Here is a 17601-nt window from a genome sequence, read left to right on the forward strand (position 1 = left end):
CCCGGTCAGAGTGGTCCCATCAACCTGGCGGTCGACAACCGGGCAGTGAGAGCCGGTCGTAGGAACACCGCTGGCCTCGGGGTACAGGGGGCACCCACCCCGGCCGTGTCTCGTATGCGTGGAACGTGGAAACCCCGTCGGGGTCCGGGCCGAGCCGGTCCGGTAGGCCGATCGTAAGAGGGGCGGAATCCCTCGGCGGGACAGGATGTCCAAGAAGCGGATGCCGGTGGCCGAAAGGCGACGGGACTCACGACAGCGTGGCTGCTGCTCCAGGCGGCCGTCGTGGGGAACCGGCCGGATGCCGGCCCCGAGCGGCCGGACTCGAAAGGGTGCTGACGTGGACAGGTGAGCCTGTGAACACCTGGGGCCGATGGCTTGGATGAACCGAAGGGGCACGTTGGACACCACTGTGGTGAACGGACCCGGGGACGTCGCGCTCGACTGGGACGCTATCGACTGGCGTGCCCATGAGCATAACGTAATCCGGCTGCGGCGCAGGATCTTCACGGCGACGCGGGAGCAGGACTGGGCCATGGTCCGGTCGCTGCAGAAACTGATGCTGGGTTCCTGGTCGAACACGTTGGTGAGTGTGCGGCAGGTCACCCAGCGCAACGCCGGGCGTCGAACGGCCGGGATCGATGGGGTGGTTGCCCTGTCGCCGGAGGCCAGAGCGAACATGGCGGTGCGGGTGCATGACTCGCGGTCGTCGTGGGAGCCGGTGCCGGTTCGACGCGTGTACATTCCGAAGGCAGGCGGCAAGCAGCGTCCGCTCGGGATTCCGGTGCTGATGGATCGGTGCCACCAGGCGCGGGTCCGCAACGCGCTGGAACCGGAGTGGGAAGCCAGATTCGAGGCCCGCTCGTATGGGTTTCGCCCTGGCCGCAGCTGCGCCGACGCGATCGGCTCGCTGTATTCCACCTTGAAAGGCTCTGGTGCTCAACGGGTGTGGATTCTCGATGCCGACTTGTCGGCCGCGTTCGACAGGATTGATCATGTCCGGTTGCTCGATGCGCTCGGCGGATTCCCCGCTCGGGAACTGATCAAGCGCTGGCTGCAGGCGGGTGTGTTCGATCCGGGCAAAGGGTTCGCCCCGACTGAGGAGGGAACTCCCCAGGGCGGTGTGATTTCGCCTTTGCTGTTGAACGTGGCGCTGCATGGGCTGGAGGAGGCCGCAGGGGTCCGTTACCGCCAAACCGGTGTCAACACCGGGACAGCGGTTCCGGGAACCCCGATTCTGGTCAGGTATGCCGACGATTTCGCGGTCTGCTGTCATAGCCGACAGCAGGCCGAAGATGTCAAGGCGCGGCTTGCTGGGTGGCTGGCGCCGAGGGGTCTGGCCTTCAACGAGGACAAAACACGCATCGTGCACCTCAAAGAGGGCTTCGACTTTCTCGGCTTCAACGTGCGCCAATACCAGCGCGGTGGTCGGCCGGGCAAGCTGTTGATCAAACCGAGCCAGGATGCGGTCAGGCGAATCCGGGCCAGGCTCGCCGAGGAGATACGCCGTATGCGTGGCTCGAACGCGTTGGCGCTTATCGCCAGGCTCAACCCGATCATCCGGGGTTGGGCCGCCTACTACCGGGGGGTGGTGTCCAGCAAGGTCTTCGCTGCGCTGGACAACTATCTGTGGCGGCTGACCTACAAGTGGGTCAAGCACAGCCATCCCAACAAGCCGAAGAAGTGGATCGTGCGTCGCTACTTCGGCAGGTTCAACCGGTTCAGGAACGACCGGTGGGTGTTCGGCGCCCGCGATCACGTGCTCAACGATCGTGGGGACATCGCCTACCTGGTCAAGTTTTCTTGGACCGGAATCGTCCGGCACCGGCCGGTCTGGCGTGGGGCGTCACCAGACGACCCCAACCTGATCGACTATTGGGCCGTACGGCGGCGAAAGGTGTTGGCCCCGTTGGACAGCTATAACCTGCGCCTGCTCACCGAGCAGGACGGGCGCTGTCCATTGTGCGGGGACTACGTCCTCACCCCGGATCAGCCCCCGCAATCCCCGCACGACTGGGAGCGCTGGTGGCTGAGCATCGTCAAACGGGCGATCGCCGCCGACTGCCTCACCCATCACGGGCGAGGCGGCGCGCCGGACGGCAACAGAACCCGCCTGGTACACACCTCATGTCACCGCAGCCTTCGAGCTCGTGGCGGCACGAGACCGACACCCGCAAAGTCCGCGGGGCTTGCTTGAGCCGTGTGCGGGGAAACTCGCTCGCACGGTTCTGAGGGGGCCCCGGCGCAGCAATGCGCCGGGGCTACCCGACCGCGCAGGTCAGCGCTGATTTCCGGTGTCATCGCGTCTACACGGTGGCGATGACCGGTCCCGGCGTGACCATGTCCGTGAGTCGGTGCTTGATCCGATCTCGGACCGTGAAGTTGGCAGCCCGCTACCACCGCGAGATCACCGGCAGGTTCGGGCTCGGGGCTGATTCGATCCGTGCCGGCGGACGGCAGCGCCAGCGGACGGGAGCCGCCACGGCGAAATGCTCTGCACGCAAAGCGGTCTCAGCAACCACGGGCTTAAATCACGAGGCCACACAAGGGGGTAGGTTCGCGACACGTCACCTTGGTTAGTTCAGTGACACCACAACCCAGTGCTGGACGCGGCGGGCACGCAGACTGCTGAACTACTTCGCGATCGCCATCACCGCGCCGGGACGCAGCCAACCGATGATCTTCACCAGCGCCGCATCCTCGATCGCCACGCAGCCGGCGGTCGGCCCGCCGTCGGTGGTGTGGAAGAAGTAGGCGGAGCCGTCGCCGGGGGTGCGGGACTTGTTGACGCCGATCACCACCGCGTGCCGGTACTGCGGGATCGCGAGGTTCTCACTGGCCGCGGTGTTGAACGGGCACTGCGCTTTTCGGCAGACCTGCATGGTGTTGTAGGTCGGGCTGGCCACGTCGCTGTCCCACCAGTAATCGGAGCCGACGACCTGCACATACGGCAGTCCCCCGCCGGGATTCGGCGCGGTGCCGAACGCGGAGTCCAGTGTGAAGACCCCCATCGGAGTCGACGGCTCACCTTCCCGGGTCGTCGGGGTGATGCCCGCCGAGCCGACATGCGCCGGGATTCCCACCCCGACCGGCTCCCAGCCCGCCGGGGTGCGCTGGTAGAGGTCGATCTTCGCCGTCGAGTGACCCACCCCGACAACCGAAACCACCTGACTCGCGTTGCCCACCGTGTTGCCGAACCACGGCAGGACGTCCGCCGCGGCCCGTGGCGCGATCACCGCCGCACCACCCACGGCACACACCACCGTGCAGAGCAGAACCAGCAGACGACGCACCACTCGATTATCGACGGCGCGTCGAATCACCCCGCGGCGCGGCCGCTGAACCGCGCGACCACCAACTCCGCCTGCAGTTCCCGGCAGCCGCCGGCCGTCAGGCCGTCGTACCCGGAGTCGCCGATGGCGACCGTCGGCAGACCCAGCCCGGCCGCGATCCGGCTGCTGCCCTCCGAGCCGGTGACGACCAGCGCCTCACCGGCGACGATGCCCAGCTCCCACAGCACCAGCCGGTACAGCTCTGCGTCACCGCCCGGACCGGTCAGGTCGTCGGCGCAGACGACGGTCTCGGCCATGCCGTCACCGATGAGCTCCCGCACCCGGGACTGCACCCAGTCGCGCGATCCGGCGCTGACCACCGCCACCCACAGGCCCGCACCGAACAGGCTCAGCATCAGGTCGACCACCCCGTCGCGGGGTTCACCGTCGGGCCCGGCCAGTGCCTCCAGGTCGAAGATCACCGCCTGCAGCGGGTACACCTCAGCGTCCACCGGGGCGCCCACCCGCGGGGCCGGGCCCCACCAGAACTTGCGGCCGGTGTCGGTCCATGTCGCTTGCTCCGTTGTGCTCTGCATGACCCCACGATGCCCCGAATGCGCGGCCGCGTCCTCCCCCATTCGGGGGAACCGGGTGGGGGAACTGTGCCAGCCGGGCCGACTCCGGCGAGGCTCGCCGAACCGTCGCCACCATCCCGCGACGCCCCCGGCCTCCCCTCACCTCCGCCGTCCCTCCGGGCCGACTCCGGCGAGGCTCGCCGAACCGTCGCCACCATCCCGCGACGCCCCCGGCCTCCCCTCACCTCCGCCGTCCCTCCGGGCCGACTCCGGCGAGGCTCGCCGAACCGTCGCCACCATCCCGCGACGCCCCCGGCCTCCCCTCACCTCCGCCGTCCCTCCGGGCCGACTCCGGCGAGGCTCGCCGAACCGTCGCCACCATCCCGCGGCGCTATGGTCATGCCATGAAACCGGTTCGGCTGGTCCTCGTCGACGACCACGAGATGGTGATCGAGGGGCTGCGCGCCATGCTCACCGGCTTCGCCGACCGGGTGAGCGTGGTCGGGCAGGCGGTCAGCGCCGCGCAGGCCCTGGCGGTGATCGCCGACACCGACCCCGACGTGGTGCTCTGCGACGTGCGGATGCGCGGCGAGAGCGGCCTGGACCTCTGCGTGACGCTGCGCGAGCGCGACCCGGACCGCAAAGTGGTGATGCTGTCGGTCTACGACGACGAGCAGTACCTGTTCGAGGCCCTGCGGGTCGGGGCGCGGGGCTACCTGCTCAAGAGCATCGGCAGCGACGACCTGGTCCGTCAGATCGAGCTGGCGCACGGCGGCGAGACCGTGATCGACCCGGGCATGGCGGCACGCGCGGCCGGCACCGCCGCCCGGCTGCAGCGCGACGAGTTCTGGCCGGGCGCCGCACACGGTCTGACCCAGCGAGAGAGCGAGATCCTGGCGTGCGCGGTCAGCGGCCTGTCCAACCGGGGCATCGCCGCCAAACTGGTGATCGGCGACGAGACCGTCAAGACCCATCTGCGCTCCATCTACCGCAAACTGGGCGTCACCGACCGCACCGGGGCCGTCGCCACCGCACTGCGCGAGGGGATCTACAAGTGAGCCCCGCCCGCCGGCAGCGGCCGCATAAACCCAGCGGCCCCGGCGTCCAGCCGCTGGCCGCGGCCGCCGCCCGGATGGTCACCGCGGTCACCGGCACCGACATCTGCTTCGTGCACGTCCTCGACGACGCCGGGCAGTCGCTGGCCCTGACCGGTGCCACCCCGCCGTTCGACGTGCAGGTCGGCAAGATCCGGTTCCCGCTGGACGAGGGGGTCTCCGGCTGGGTGGCGCGACACCGGGAGCCGGTGGTGATCACCGACGACAAGGAGTCCGATCCGCGCTACCTGCCGATCGATGCGCTGCGCGGCGACCAGTTCACCTCGATGGTGTCGGTGCCGATGGAGACCGAGCCGGGCGGCCTGGTCGGGGTGCTCAATGTGCACACCGTGGCGCGCCGCGAGTTCACCGACGCCGATGTGGAGCTGCTGCGGGTGATCGGCCGGCTGATCGCCGGCGCCCTGCACCAGGCCCGGCTGCACCGGCAGCTGGTGGCCCGCGAACGGGCCCACGAACTCTTCGTCGAGCAGGTGATCGAGGCCCAGGAGATCGAGCGCCGCCGGCTGGCCGGCGACATCCACGACGGCATCTCGCAGCGGCTGGTCACACTGTCCTACCGGCTCGACGCCGCCGCCCGGCTGGTCGGCGCCGACCCGGCGCAGGCCTCCGAGCAGCTGGAGGCCGCCCGCGAACTGGCCCGGCTGACGCTGGAGGAGGCCCGGGTGGCGATCAGCGGCCTGCGTCCGCCGGTCCTCGACGACCTCGGCCTGGCCGGCGGGCTGGCCAGCCTGGCCGGGTCGATCCCGCAGCTGGCGCTGGAGCTGGAGCTCGCCGAGACCCGGCTGCCCGAGCACATCGAGCTGGCGCTGTACCGGATCGCGCAGGAGGGGCTGCAGAACATCGTCAAGCACGCCGCGGCCAGCACCGCCCGGCTGCGGTTCAGCGTCTCCGGTGAGCCGGCCACCGCCCGGTTGGAGATCGTCGACGACGGGGTGGGGTTCGACATCTTCGAGCACCCGGTCGGCGGCGACGAGATGGGCGGCTACGGGGTGCTGTCGATGTCCGAACGCGCCGAGCTGGTCGGCGGGCGGCTCAACATCCGGTCGCGGCCCGGCGCCGGCACCACCGTCACCGCCACCATCCCGATCCCCACCCCGCCGACCGCGCAGAGCTGACCACGCCCACCTGGGCTTTTGCCGGTGAGTTGGGCACGCTCGCGCGGGTCAGAAGTCCCCGGCCCGGTGCCGCAGCGTCTCGATCGCCGCGGACAGCGCCTGCGACTGCTGCGCCGACATCCCGATGTCGGCGAACACCTCCGCGTTGAGGCTGCGGGTCGCGTCGGCCACCACCGCCCGGCCCTGCTCGGTGATCGACACCAGCGTGGTGCGGCCGTCGGTGGGATGCGGCAGCCGCTGCACCAGCCCGGCCGCCTCCAGTCGCCGGATCGCGTGCGTGACGCTGGTGACGTGCACCTGCAGCCGGTCGGAGGCCTTGGTGATCGGCAGCTGCCCGGTGCGGCTGAACGCCAGCAGCCGCAGCAACTCGAACCGGGCGAAGCTCAGGTCGAACGGCTTGAGCGTCGCCTCCACCCGGGCGAGCAGGATCTGATGGGCCCGCATCACCGACGTCACCGCGACCATGCCGTCGGCGACGTCACCCCAGCCGGCCCGCTCCCAGTTGGCGCGCGCCACCGCGATCGGGTCGGGATGTTCTGGGCGGGAACCGGGCACGCTTCTTAATACCGCATCATCGACCCACCGGCGGGCATCCCGCTCCTATGCTGGGTCCAATGTCCGGCGCACGGGAGTGGGTGGCGACGATGGCGATCGGCGACCAGGCACGGCCCCGGGTGTTCGTCTACTGCGACGACGCCGCCCACGGCGGCCGGGTCGGGGTGACCGCGTTCTGCCGCGTCGGACAGCAGTGCCGATGGGAGGAGTGGCGGGCCGGTCCCGCCCGCGGGCCCGGTGTCACCCGGTTACCCGACGACCCGCCCCGATACCGGCTGACCTGCAATCGGTGCGGCGAGCGCACCGCAGCGGTGCTGGCCGCGGAGACGCTGACCGGGGTGTTGGACGCACTCGAGGACCGCGGCCTCACCCACGTCACCCTGGCGGCGCTCGCCGCGGTGGGCCTGCGGGTCACCGGGGCCGCGACATGACCGGCGACCCGCACCGGCCGGTGCCGCCCGGCGCGCTGGTGCTCACCCCCGACATCGAGGAGGTGCTGCTCGGAAACGCGTTCGGCGCCGAGGCCGCCCGGTTCGCCGCCGAGGTCGAGCAGTCCGGGTATCAGCACGCCGGCACCACCGTCGGCGCGCTGCTCAGTTGGCTGTGGGAGGCCGGCGGCGATGCGGCGGTGCGCTGGCTGGCCCGCTACGCGACCACGGTCGCCGACGCCCTGGCGGCCCGCGGGATCGCCCGCCCGCCGTTCGATCCGCTCTGGCGGGCGGTGCGCCTCGGGCTGAACTTCGAGACCTGCTCCGATCCGGCCGAGCAGATCGCGGCGTTCGAGGCCGCCGCCCGCACGCACCTGGCTGATTTCACCGAGGTGTTCACCGCGGCCGAATTGGCCGGCCACGACCGGGCCCGCGGCGCCGCCGATCCGTGGCCGGACACCACGGCCACCGGCCGGTGCTTTGCGAAGAAACGCTGGCGCGACGTGCGGGTGGGTGACTTCGTGCCCGCCCGGGCCGGTGTCGACCTGGATTACGACGACGGCTGGTGTCGGGTCGAGCAGTTCGACGCGGGGCAGATTCTGCTGCGGGACGCCACCGGTCAGCGCAGCACGGTCGTCGTGGACGACTCGTCGGCGTGGCTGCCGGTGCGCACCCGCGAACCGTGGCAGTGGGGTCTGCCCCGGTAGGCGTCAGAGCGTCAGGATCCGGGGCCCGTCGTCGGTCACCGCGACGGTGTGCTCCCAGTGCGCCGACCGGGACCCGTCGGCGGTGACCACCGTCCACTTGTCCTCGAGGATGACGGTCTTGGCGGTGCCCAGCGTCAGCATCGGCTCGATCGCCAGCACCGACCCGGCCACCAGCAGCGGCCCCTTGCCCGGCGATCCCTCGTTGGGCAGGAACGGGTCCATGTGCATCTCGCGGCCGATGCCGTGCCCGCCGTAGCCGGCCACCATGCCGAACTGCCGGCCGAACTCCGCCGCCGCGGCGCGGGCGCCGGATTCGATGGCGTGCGAGACGTCGCCGAGCCGGTTGCCGGGGACCATCGCCGCGATCCCGGACTCCATCGACGTGCGGGTGGCCTCCGACAGCGCCGCGTCGGCGGGCGTCAGGTCCCCGATGCCGAACGTGATCGCGGCGTCGCCGTGCCAGCCGTCGACGATCGCACCGCAGTCGATCGAGACCAGGTCACCGGCGGCCAGCACGTCATCGGCGGTCGGGATGCCGTGCACCACGCGGTCGTTCACCGACGAGCAGATCGACCCCGGGAAACCGTGATAACCCAGAAACGACGGGGTAGCCCCCGCGCCGCGGATCGTCGACTCGGCGATCCGGTCCAGGTCCAGGGTGGAGGCGCCGGCGACGGCCGCCTCGTGGACGGCCCGCAGCGCGGCGGCCACCACGGCACCGGCCGCGGCCATCGCGTCGAGCTCACCGGGGCTGCGATGCGGCACCACCTTGCGGCTGCGCCGTCTCGGCAGGCCGATCACCTAGCGGCCCAGGGCGGCCAGCAGACGGCCGAAGACCTCGTCGACGGTGCCCAGCGCGTCCACGACGTGCAGTTCGTGCTCCGCCTGGTAGTAGTCCAGCAGCAGCGCCGTCTCCTCGCGGTAGACGCTCATCCTGTTGTGGATGACCTCCGCGGTGTCGTCGGCCCGACCGCGCTCCTTGAGCCGCGCCAGCAGTTCCTTCTCGCTGACCCGCAGCTCCAGCACGGCGTCGAGGGCGGTGTTGCGGGCCACCAGCATCTCGTGCAGCGCCTCGGCCTGCTCGACCGAGCGCGGGTAGCCGTCGAGGATGAAGCCCTTCGCGGCGTCGTCGTGGTCGATCCGGTCGGCCACCAGCGCGTTGGTCAGCTCGGCGGGCACCAGGTCGCCGGCGTCCAGGTAGCCCTTGGCCTGCTTGCCCAGTTCGGTGCCCTCGGAGATGTTGTAGCGGAACAGATCACCGGTGGAGATCTGCGGCACGCCCAGCTTCTCGGCCAGCTTGACCGCCTGCGTGCCCTTCCCCGCCCCCGGGGGTCCCAGCAGAATGACTCTCACTTGAGGAACCCTTCGTAGTTGCGCTGCATGAGCTGGCTTTCGATCTGCTTCACGGTATCGAGTCCGACGCCGATCATGATCAGGACCGCGGTGCCGCCGAACGGCAGGTTCTGTACGGTGCCGGAATTACCCATCTGCAGGAACAGGTTGGGCAGCACCGAGATCACACCCAGGTAGATCGAGCCGGGCAGCGTGATCCGGCTCAACACGAACCGCAGGTAGTCGGCGGTCGGCCGGCCCGGCCGGATGCCCGGGATGAACCCGCCGAACTTCTTCATCTCGTCGGCCCGCTCGTCGGGGTTGAACGTGATCGACACGTAGAAGTAGGTGAAGAAGATGATCAGGCCGAAGTAGATCGAGATGTACGCCCAGTTGCTGGGGTCGGACAGGTAGCTGGAGACGAACTTGTCCCACCAGCTGTTGCCGGCGCCGCCCTTGCCGCTGCGGACGAGCTGGGTGACCAGCTGCGGGATGTAAATCAGCGACGAGGCGAAGATGACCGGGATGACACCGGCCTGGTTGACCTTCAGCGGCAGGTAGGTCGAGGTGCCGCCGTACATCCGGCGGCCCACCATCCGCTTGGCGTACTGCACCGGGATGCGGCGCTGCCCCTGCTCGACGAAGACCACGCCGACGACGATCGCCAGCGCCGCCAGGCAGACCATGGTGAACACCAGGCCGCCGCGGCTGTCCAGGATCGTCTTGCCCTCGACCGGGATGCGAGCGGCGATGCCGGCGAAGATCAGCAGCGACATGCCGTTGCCGATGCCGCGCTCGGTGATCAGCTCACCGATCCACATCACCAGCACCGCCCCGCTGGTCATCACCAGCACGATGACGATCAGCGTGAAGATCGAGTGGTCGGCGATGATGTCGTTCTTGAGGCTGCAGCTCTGCAGCAGCCCGCCGTTGGCGGCCAGCGCCACGATCGACGTGGCCTGCAGAACGGCCAGCGCGACCGTCAGGTAGCGGGTGTACTGGGTCATCTTGTTCTGACCGGACTGGCCCTCTTTGCGCAGTTCCTCGAAGCGCGGGATGACCACCGTCAGCAGCTGCACGATGATGCTGGCGGTGATGTAGGGCATCACGCCGATCGCGAACACCGTCAGCTGCAGCAGCGCGCCGCCGGAGAACAGGTTGATCAGCGAGTAGACCTGCGCCGAGTCGCCGCCGCTGACCTCTTTGATGCACTGCTGCACGTTCTGGTAGTCGACGCCCGGCGACGGGATCGAGGCGCCGAGCCGATAGATCACGATCATGCCCAGCGCGAGCAGGATCTTCCGCCTCAGGTCGGGTGTCCGCAGTGATGAGATGAAAGCCGAGAACACTCTTCTCCTCCTGCGCAGCCGAGGTCCGGTCGCGGCGTTCCAATGGGCCGGGTTCTGCCGGCCCCGGTTAGTCCTGGGGCAGTCCTGCGTTTTCGCGTAGACGTGCAGGCCAACGGTGATGCGGCCGGGCATGTCTTCGGATGCGTCAGCAGTCTACGAGATTAACAGCTGACCCCAACGGGCTGGGCTGCCCTGGGAGCGCACTGCCAGCACACCGTCAGGACGGTGGCGTACAGTCGCCGACAGATCGTTAAACACGCTAATTAGTCATTCGTTCGCGGACAGGAGTTCACATGACACGCACCGGCCGATTCTCCGGAGACACCTGGGATCTCGCCTCCAGTGTGGGTGCCACCGCCACCGCGGTGGCCGCCGCCCGTGCGATGGCGTCCCGCTCGGCCCAGCCGCTGATCAACGACCCGTTCGCCGAACCGCTGGTGCGCGCGGTGGGACTGGACCTGTTCAGCCGGCTGGCCAGCGGTGAGCTGGACCCGGCCGCGCTCGCCGAGGACGGCCCGATGAGCATGGAACGGATGGCCGACAACATGGCGGTCCGCACCCGGTTCTTCGACGAGTTCTTCCTCGATGCTTGTGACGCCGGCGTCCGCCAGGTGGTGATCCTGGCGTCCGGGCTGGACGCCCGCGCCTACCGGCTGGATTGGCCCGCCGGCACCACCGTGTACGAGATCGACCAGCCCGACGTCATCGAGTTCAAGACCCGGGTGCTGGCCGAGCAGGGCGCCGAACCCACCGCCGAGCGGCGCACGGTCGCGATCGACCTGCGCGACGACTGGCCGGCGGCCCTGCGTGCAGCCGGTTTCGACCCGACCCAGCCGACCGCGTGGAGCGCCGAGGGCCTGCTGGCCTACCTGCCCGCCGACGCACAGGACCGGCTGCTCGACACCGTCACCGCGCTGAGCGCCCCGGGCAGCCGGTTCGCCGTCGAGAGTGTTCCGGCAATCTCCGGCGACGACGAGGCCAAGGCACGCCAGCAGATGCAGGAATCCGCCGGTCGGATGCGCGAACACGGTCTCGACCTGGACATGACCGACCTGATCTACTTCGGCGACCGCAACGAGGCCCCCGACTACCTGGCCGGCCTGGGCTGGAAGATCAGCAGTCGCGGCATCAACGAACTGTTCGCCGAGCACGGTCTGGCGCCGCTCACCGAGGACGGCGACGTCCCCGGTTTCGCCCGGATCTCCTACCTGACCGGCATCCTGGCCTAGCAGAAGGTGATCCGCAGATGACCCGCACCGACAACGACTCCTGGGATCTGGCGTCGAGCGTGGGCAGCACTGCCACCATGGTGGCGGCGGCCCGCGCCCTGGCCACCGCCGGACCGGATGCGATCATCGACGACCCGTACGCCGCTCCCCTGGTGCGCGCCGTCGGCATCGACTTCTTCACCCGACTGATCGACGGCGGGATCGACCTGACCGCCGCGGCCGGTGAGCACGCCGGCGACGTGCAGCGGATGGCGGGCTCACTGGCGGTCCGAACCCGGTTCTTCGACGAGTTCTTCACCGACTCAGCGGGTGCCGGGGTTTCGCAGGCGGTGATCCTGGCGGCCGGGCTGGACTCGCGGGCCTACCGCTTGGCGTGGGCGCCCGGCACCACCGTCTACGAGGTGGACCAGCCGCAGGTCGTGGATTTCAAGTCCGCCGCGATGGCCCGGCTGGGCGCCGAGCCGACCGCGCAGCGTCGCACGGTCGCCGTCGACCTGCGCGACGACTGGCCGAACGCCCTGCGCCGCAACGGTTTCGACGACGGCCGGCCGGCGGCGTGGAGCGCCGAGGGGCTGCTGATGTATCTGCCCCCGGACGCCCAGGACCGGTTGTTCGACGACATCACCGCACTGAGCGCACCCGGCAGCCGGCTGGCCACCGAGATGCACCCCGACACCGGGGACCAGATGGCCGAGCGCGCGCAGACGCTCACCGACCAGTGGCGCTCCCACGGCTACGACCTGGACATGACGGCGCTGTTCTACACCGGTGAGCGGCACAACGTCGCCGACTACCTCACCGAGCGGGGCTGGGACGTGACCACGCGCCCGCGCAAGGAGCTTTACGACGAGTACGGCCTTGCGTTCCCCGACTTCCCGGACGCGGACGCGTCGGCCCCCTTCCGAAACGTCATCGCCATCACCGCGGTACGCAGGTGATGGCGACGAAGTCTTAGGCGAGCCGGGTTGTTCAGACGTGCTCCGGGCAGTAGTTGCTGGCGGCGATCGCGGCGAACTGGCCGGCCTCCTGCAGGGTGAACCCGGGGTTGGTGGTCTGCACGGCGGTAACGGTGTCCATCGGCGACAGGCCGGCGTTCATCAGCTGGCAGACGGCCCGCCCGGCCGAGACGGTGACGGTGTCACTGGCGCGGTGGTGCAGCCCGGCGCCGGACAGGCCGGCCAGGAACTGTGCGTCGTTACCGGTGGCGATCGTCGGGTCGGCGTGCGCGGTGCCCGCCAGTCCGATCGCGGCGGCGGTGGCCGCCAGCAGCAGTAACCGTTTCATGCCTTGAAGTCTCCGTTGGATGCGTTACGGCCACGTTTCCGAGCATTTTCAGTCGTGGAGCGAATTGTTGAATCTTTGTTACATGTGTTCGGGGCAGTAGCTGGCCGTGGAGATCGCCGCGAACTGGGCGGCCCGCTCGATGGTGAAGCCGGGATTGGTGGTCTGCACGGCGGTGACGGTGTCCATCGGCGACAGGCCGGCGTCCATCAGTTGGCAGACCGCACGGCCGGCGGTGATGGCGGTCTGGTCGCTGCCGCGGTGGCTCAGCCCGGCGCCGGTCAGCGACCTGAGGAAGCCGCCGTCCGGGCCGGCGTCGTCGGCGCAGGCCGGCGTCGCAGAACCGACCAGCACCAGCACACCCATTCCCGCCGACAGCAGTACTCGTTTCACAGTCGGAATTCTGCGTGGGACGGGCACCCGCTCGGCGCGGACGGGTTTTCAATCACGCTGCGGTTTACCGGCGGGCGCCCCTGATGCACAGTGGCCGCACGGCCGTTACTCAGCCGGAACGCCGTACTGCGCCCTGACAACGGCGTCCAGCCGGTGCGGTTGCAATCACGGGTAGCGAAAACCCCTAGCCGGCGGCGTCGGCTAGCTGTGATGCCCAGGGAGGTTGTCACCGTCCGATCGGCGTGACTGCCTGACAGATGAAGGCCTCCGGTTGTGAAGTGGAGCTGTCAAGGAACCGCTTCATCAACCAGGAGGCCTTCGTGTCCCACGCTAATGCGGCACTAACCCCACGCGCACGCCTACGGCTCGCACGACTCATCGTCGACGATCGCTGGACGTACAGTGCAGCTGCCAAAATGTTCTTGGTCAGCCTGCGCACGGCCAAGAGGTGGGCCGACCGGTATCGCGCCGAAGGGCCGGCCGGCATGGCTGACCGCAGCTCTCGCCCGCACACCAGCCCCACAAAGACACCGCCGCCTGCGGTGCGGGCGATCGTGCGCCTGCGCTGGCGACACCGGCTCGGCCCGGTCCAGATCGCCGGTCGACTCGGTATGGCCAGCTCAACAGTTCACGCGGTTCTCACACGCTGCCACATCAACCGGTTATCGCACATCGATCGCGTTACCGGCGAGCAATTGCGCCGCTACGAGCACGACCATGCCGGCTCGCTGATCCACGTCGATGTCACCAAGTTCGCCAATATCCCTGACGGCGGTGGGCACAAGTTCTTGACCGAGCAGCAAAGCAAACTCAACGCCCGCGCCACCGCCCGGCGAACCGGCGACCGCGGCAAGGACTATCGCCCGCGGATCGGGATTGCGTTCGTGCACACCGTCATCGACGACCACTCCCGCGTCGCCTACGCCGAAATCTGCGCCGATCAGAAAGCCGCCACCGCGATCGGTGTACTGCAACGCGCCGTTGCCTGGTTCGCCGACCACGGCGTCACAACCGAACGGGTCTTATCCGACAACGGCTCGGCCTACCGGTCCTACGCCTGGCGTGACGCCTGCGCCGCCCTGAACATCACCCACAAACGGACCCGCCCCTACCGGCCCCAGACCAACGGCAAGATCGAAAGATTCCACCGCACCCTGGCCGACGGCTGGGCCTACGCCCGCTTCTACGAGTCAACCGAACAGCGCAACGCCGTCCTGCCCGACTGGCTCCACTTCTACAATCATCACCGCGTCCACTCCGCAGTCGGAGGCAAGCCACCGGTCACCCGGCTGACCAACCTCCCTGGGCATCACAGCTAGCCCACGCTGATGATCGCTCCTGGGGCGCCGGTGCCACCGGCACCGCCCGTGGTGCCGGTCGGCCCACTGCCCTGCGTGGCTCCGCCGCCGGCCGCGTTACCGCCGTTGCCACCGGTGCCGCCGATGCCACCGGCGCCGCCGTTGCCGCCGGCGCCGCCCGTGCCACCGGCGCCGGAGAACGCGTTGACCAGGCCGCCACCGGCATTGCCGCCCGCGCCGCCGTCGCCGCCGTTGGTGCCTGCTGTTGTTCCGGTGCCACCGACGCCACCGGACCCACCGTTGCCACCCGCCGCGACACCGATGAGGTTGTTGCCGCCGGTGCCGCCCTGACCGCCGGCACCGCCGACGCTGCCGGTCCCGGTACCGGCGGCGCCACCGGTGCCACCATCGCCGCCCTTACCGCCGCCCAGGACACCGGCGATGTTGCTGCCACCGGTGCCGCCCTGACCGCCGGCACCGCCGACGCTGCCGGTCCCGGTACCGGCGGCGCCACCGGTGCCACCATCGCCGCCCTTACCGCCGCCCAGGACACCGGCGATGTTGCTGCCACCGGTGCCGCCCTGACCGCCGGCACCGCCGACGCTGCCGGTCCCGGTACCGGCGGCGCCACCGGCGCCGCCGTGGCCGCCCGCGCTGCCGACGGCGGCGCCGGCGACATTGATGCCGCCGGTGCCGCCCTGGCCGCCGGCGCCGCCGACGCTGTCCGCTCCACTGCCACCGACACCGCCGGTGCCGCCGGTGCCGCCCGCACCACCGGACAGCAGCCCGATGAGCTCACTGCCGCCGTCACCGCCCTGACCACCGGCACCGCCGATACTGCCGGTCCCGCTGCCCGCCGCACCGCCGGTGCCGCCCGAGCCGCCGTCGCTGCCGGCTGCCAGCCCGAGGGTGTTGTAGCCGCCGGTGCCACCCTTACCGCCGGCGCCGCCGACGCTGCCGTCGGCGTTGCTCGCCGCCCCGCCGACGCCGCCGACACCGCCCTTGCCTCCGCCGACGGTTCCGGCGACCCCGTTGCCGCCGTGGCCGCCCACGCCGCCCTGGCCGGCGATGCTGCCGGCCTCGTTGGCGGCGGCGCCACCGGTGCCGCCGGTGCCACCGGTCCCGCCACCACCGCCGATGACGCTGACGGCCGAGTCGCCGGCCTTGCCGCCGGCGCCGCCGTCGCCGCCGACGCCGGCTGTGCCCTGATCCGCCCCACTGCCGCCGCCGACGCCGGCCACCCCGCCGGTGCCGCCGTGGCCGCCCTGGCCGCCTGCGCCGATCAGACCGACGAGGTCATTTCCGCCTGTTCCGCCGGCCCCGCCGACGCCTCCGTTGCCACCGGTGCCGTTGGCTCCGGCAGCCCCACCGTCCGCGGTGCCGGCGACACCGCCCACCCCGCCGGCGCCAGCCAGGCCGCCGGCGGCTCCATCCTGCGGCCCCAGTCCTACGATCCCGATGCTGGCCAGTGCATCAGCACCCGTGCCGCCGGTTCCGCCCGTACCACCGACACCGCCCGCACCACCCGCACCGGCGTTGAAACCGTTGCCACCGGTGCCGCCGACACCGCCCACGCCGGCCGTGCCGCCCGTACTGGGTGGAGTCACGCCGCCAAGACCCAGAACCCCATTACTGCCGTTGGCTCCAGCACTTCCGGTCCCGCCCTTGCCACCGATGCCACCGGCGCCGCCGTCGCCCTGCTGGGCGTGGGTGGTGTTGTCGGCTTCCAGGCCGCCCTGTCCGCCGTTACCGCCGGTGCCACCGTGGCCCCCGGTGCCGCCGGCCTGCGTCGCCGTCCCGGCAGTCCCCTGCGCGCCGTTGCCGCCGACGCCGCCGTTGCCGCCGACCCCGGCTGTCCCGTTGCCGCCGGCGCTTCCGCTCGCGCCGGAGTTCGCCTGGTCGGCGCCGGCGCCGTTCAGGCCGCCCGCACCGGCCGTGCCGGCCTGGCCGCCGTGGCCGGCGTTGCCACCGGTGCCACCGGTCCCGCCCTGGCCGCCACTGGCACCGTTGGTCGTCGTCGGGGTGTACCCGGTGCCGCCGGTGCCACCCGCACCGCCGTTGCCGCCCTGGCCACCATTGCCGGCGGCGCCGCCCTCGCCTCCTGCACCGACCTGGCCGTCGGTGGATCCGTGGCCGGCCGCGCCGCCCTGCCCGCCTTCGCCACCACCGCCACCGGTGCCGCCGGCGATGCCGTTACCGCCGGTGATGCCGGTGCCAGCGGGGGTGGTTGCCGTGCCCGGTGTGCCCGGTCCGCCGGCCACACCGTTGCCGCCGGTCGTACCCGTAGCGCCGTTGCCGCCGACACCACCTTGGCCACCATCGCCACCGACACCCAGAGCACCGTTACCGGCGCTGGCGCCGGTGCCACCGGCCTGCCCACCGGTCCCAGCACCGGCCGCACCACCACCACCGGCCGTACCCGCGGCACCACCGGCGCCGCCGGCACCACCCTGGCCACCGACACCACCGTTAGACCCCGACAACCCGGTCGTGCCGGTCTCGGTGAACCCAGCCCCACCATTCGAGCCGTTCCCGCCATGACCACCCATACCGCCGGCACCCGCGGCACCACCGGTGCCACCGTTTCCAGCCGTGCCATTGGTGGACCCCAGACCGGCCGCACCACCGGTGCCGCCTTGGCCACCGGAGCCACCCTGACCACCGGTGCCACCGGCAACACCGGTGTTACCCGCACCGCCAGCGACACCCGACTGCGTCGAATCCGCCCCGTTCGCCGGCAGCGCCGCACCCGAGTTATCGGTGCCCGTGGTTCCGGTGGCACCACCACCACCGACACCACCGGTGCCACCGTTGCCACCCACACCCTGCACGCCCTGGCCCGCAGAAGCACCGGAGTTACCGGTGGTGCCACCGGTCCCAGCACCCGCGGCACCACCGAGGCCAGCCGTACCCGCGGCACCACCGGCACCGCCGGCACCACCCTGACCACCAACA

General features: G+C 70.6%; 17 protein-coding genes and 1 pseudogene. 9 read left to right on the forward strand and 9 right to left on the reverse strand.

The window, feature by feature from the left end:
• Positions 1–397: 397 nt before the first annotated feature.
• Positions 398–2194, forward strand: coding sequence for a group II intron reverse transcriptase/maturase (gene ltrA / locus KIH27_RS20635; protein WP_250150482.1), 1797 nt, complete (start codon positions 398–400; stop codon positions 2192–2194).
• Between the two features lie 436 nt (positions 2195–2630).
• Here ltrA and KIH27_RS20640 read toward each other — a convergent pair whose 3' ends face one another.
• Positions 2631–3290, reverse strand: a complete 660-nt coding sequence (locus tag KIH27_RS20640; protein ID WP_214094843.1) for a L,D-transpeptidase family protein — start codon at positions 3288–3290, stop codon at positions 2631–2633.
• Between the two features lie 26 nt (positions 3291–3316).
• Positions 3317–3865 (reverse strand): HAD family hydrolase, encoded by a 549-nt coding sequence (locus KIH27_RS20645; RefSeq protein WP_214094844.1) that lies wholly within the window; start codon positions 3863–3865, stop codon positions 3317–3319.
• 383 nt (positions 3866–4248) lie between these two features.
• On the opposite strand from KIH27_RS20645, the gene KIH27_RS20650 reads away from it, so the two are divergent.
• Complete coding sequence (locus KIH27_RS20650; RefSeq protein WP_214094845.1) at positions 4249–4902, forward strand: response regulator; 654 nt, start codon at positions 4249–4251, stop codon at positions 4900–4902.
• The gene (locus KIH27_RS20655) at positions 4899–6074 is read left to right on the forward strand and encodes a GAF domain-containing sensor histidine kinase (RefSeq protein WP_307856965.1); all 1176 of its coding nucleotides are present in this window, start codon (positions 4899–4901) and stop codon (positions 6072–6074) included. The genes KIH27_RS20650 and KIH27_RS20655 overlap by 4 nt, the downstream gene beginning before the upstream one ends.
• A 48-nt stretch (positions 6075–6122) precedes the next feature.
• On the opposite strand, the gene KIH27_RS20660 is transcribed toward KIH27_RS20655, so the two are convergent.
• Positions 6123–6629, reverse strand: coding sequence for a MarR family winged helix-turn-helix transcriptional regulator (locus tag KIH27_RS20660; RefSeq protein WP_214094846.1), 507 nt, complete (start codon positions 6627–6629; stop codon positions 6123–6125).
• Positions 6630–6688: 59 nt separating this feature from the next.
• On the opposite strand from KIH27_RS20660, the gene KIH27_RS20665 reads away from it, so the two are divergent.
• Both KIH27_RS20665 and KIH27_RS20670 read left to right on the forward strand, forming a co-directional pair.
• Entirely contained in the window at positions 6689–7060 is a 372-nt protein-coding gene (locus KIH27_RS20665) for a hypothetical protein (protein ID WP_214094847.1), read from the forward strand.
• Entirely contained in the window at positions 7057–7764 is a 708-nt protein-coding gene (locus KIH27_RS20670) for a hypothetical protein (RefSeq protein WP_214094848.1), read from the forward strand. The genes KIH27_RS20665 and KIH27_RS20670 overlap by 4 nt, the downstream gene beginning before the upstream one ends.
• Positions 7765–7767: 3 nt before the next feature.
• On the opposite strand, the gene map is transcribed toward KIH27_RS20670, so the two are convergent.
• The 3 genes from map to secY are packed head-to-tail and all read right to left on the reverse strand — an operon-like array spanning position 7768 to position 10445.
• Positions 7768–8565 (reverse strand): type I methionyl aminopeptidase, encoded by a 798-nt coding sequence (map, locus tag KIH27_RS20675; protein WP_214094849.1) that lies wholly within the window; start codon positions 8563–8565, stop codon positions 7768–7770.
• Positions 8566–9117 (reverse strand): adenylate kinase, encoded by a 552-nt coding sequence (locus KIH27_RS20680; RefSeq protein ID WP_214094850.1) that lies wholly within the window; start codon positions 9115–9117, stop codon positions 8566–8568.
• A complete protein-coding gene (gene secY, locus KIH27_RS20685) occupies positions 9114–10445 on the reverse strand; it encodes a preprotein translocase subunit SecY (protein WP_214094858.1) in 1332 nt (443 codons plus the stop codon). The genes KIH27_RS20680 and secY overlap by 4 nt, the downstream gene beginning before the upstream one ends.
• A gap of 293 nt (positions 10446–10738) precedes the next feature.
• Here secY and KIH27_RS20690 point away from each other — a divergent pair, with 293 nt between their 5' ends.
• Both KIH27_RS20690 and KIH27_RS20695 read left to right on the forward strand, forming a co-directional pair.
• On the forward strand, positions 10739–11674 hold the full coding sequence (locus KIH27_RS20690) for a class I SAM-dependent methyltransferase (protein WP_214094851.1): 936 nt from the start codon (positions 10739–10741) through the stop codon (positions 11672–11674).
• A 17-nt stretch (positions 11675–11691) separates the two neighbouring features.
• On the forward strand, positions 11692–12612 hold the full coding sequence (locus KIH27_RS20695; protein WP_214094852.1) for an SAM-dependent methyltransferase: 921 nt from the start codon (positions 11692–11694) through the stop codon (positions 12610–12612).
• 31 nt (positions 12613–12643) lie between these two features.
• Here KIH27_RS20695 and KIH27_RS20700 read toward each other — a convergent pair whose 3' ends face one another.
• Positions 12644–12958 (reverse strand): DUF732 domain-containing protein, encoded by a 315-nt coding sequence (locus KIH27_RS20700; protein ID WP_214094853.1) that lies wholly within the window; start codon positions 12956–12958, stop codon positions 12644–12646.
• Between the two features lie 78 nt (positions 12959–13036).
• On the reverse strand, positions 13037–13348 hold the full coding sequence (locus KIH27_RS20705; RefSeq protein ID WP_214094854.1) for a DUF732 domain-containing protein: 312 nt from the start codon (positions 13346–13348) through the stop codon (positions 13037–13039).
• Positions 13349–13668: 320 nt separating this feature from the next.
• Between KIH27_RS20705 and KIH27_RS20710 the strand changes: the two genes are divergently transcribed.
• A complete protein-coding gene (locus tag KIH27_RS20710; RefSeq protein ID WP_214094859.1) occupies positions 13669–14667 on the forward strand; it encodes an IS481 family transposase in 999 nt (332 codons plus the stop codon).
• Here the strand turns inward: KIH27_RS20710 and KIH27_RS23090 are convergent.
• Positions 14664–17195 (reverse strand): hypothetical protein, encoded by a 2532-nt coding sequence (locus KIH27_RS23090; protein WP_214094855.1) that lies wholly within the window; start codon positions 17193–17195, stop codon positions 14664–14666. The genes KIH27_RS20710 and KIH27_RS23090 overlap by 4 nt on opposite strands.
• On the opposite strand from KIH27_RS23090, the pseudogene KIH27_RS20720 reads away from it, so the two are divergent.
• Positions 17184–17601 (forward strand): annotated as a pseudogene (locus tag KIH27_RS20720) (hypothetical protein); the annotation flags it as partial. The gene KIH27_RS23090 and the pseudogene KIH27_RS20720 overlap by 12 nt on opposite strands.

This window comes from Mycolicibacter acidiphilus (genome assembly GCF_018455725.1).
Classification (GTDB): domain Bacteria; phylum Actinomycetota; class Actinomycetes; order Mycobacteriales; family Mycobacteriaceae; genus Mycobacterium; species Mycobacterium acidiphilum.

Excerpts from the sequence above, each read along its gene's own strand:
- KIH27_RS20695 (WP_214094852.1), top strand. The coding sequence starts at position 11,692 with ATGACCCGCACCGACAACGACTCCTGGGATCTGGCGTCGAGCGTGGGC.
- KIH27_RS23090 (WP_214094855.1), bottom strand. The coding sequence starts at position 17,195 with ATGGGTGGTCATGGCGGGAACGGCTCGAATGGTGGGGCTGGGTTCACC.
- KIH27_RS20700 (WP_214094853.1), bottom strand. The coding sequence starts at position 12,958 with ATGAAACGGTTACTGCTGCTGGCGGCCACCGCCGCCGCGATCGGACTG.
- KIH27_RS20645 (WP_214094844.1), bottom strand. The coding sequence starts at position 3,865 with ATGCAGAGCACAACGGAGCAAGCGACATGGACCGACACCGGCCGCAAG.
- KIH27_RS20670 (WP_214094848.1), top strand. The coding sequence starts at position 7,057 with ATGACCGGCGACCCGCACCGGCCGGTGCCGCCCGGCGCGCTGGTGCTC.
- KIH27_RS20650 (WP_214094845.1), top strand. The coding sequence starts at position 4,249 with ATGAAACCGGTTCGGCTGGTCCTCGTCGACGACCACGAGATGGTGATC.
- KIH27_RS20665 (WP_214094847.1), top strand. The coding sequence starts at position 6,689 with ATGTCCGGCGCACGGGAGTGGGTGGCGACGATGGCGATCGGCGACCAG.
- KIH27_RS20690 (WP_214094851.1), top strand. The coding sequence starts at position 10,739 with ATGACACGCACCGGCCGATTCTCCGGAGACACCTGGGATCTCGCCTCC.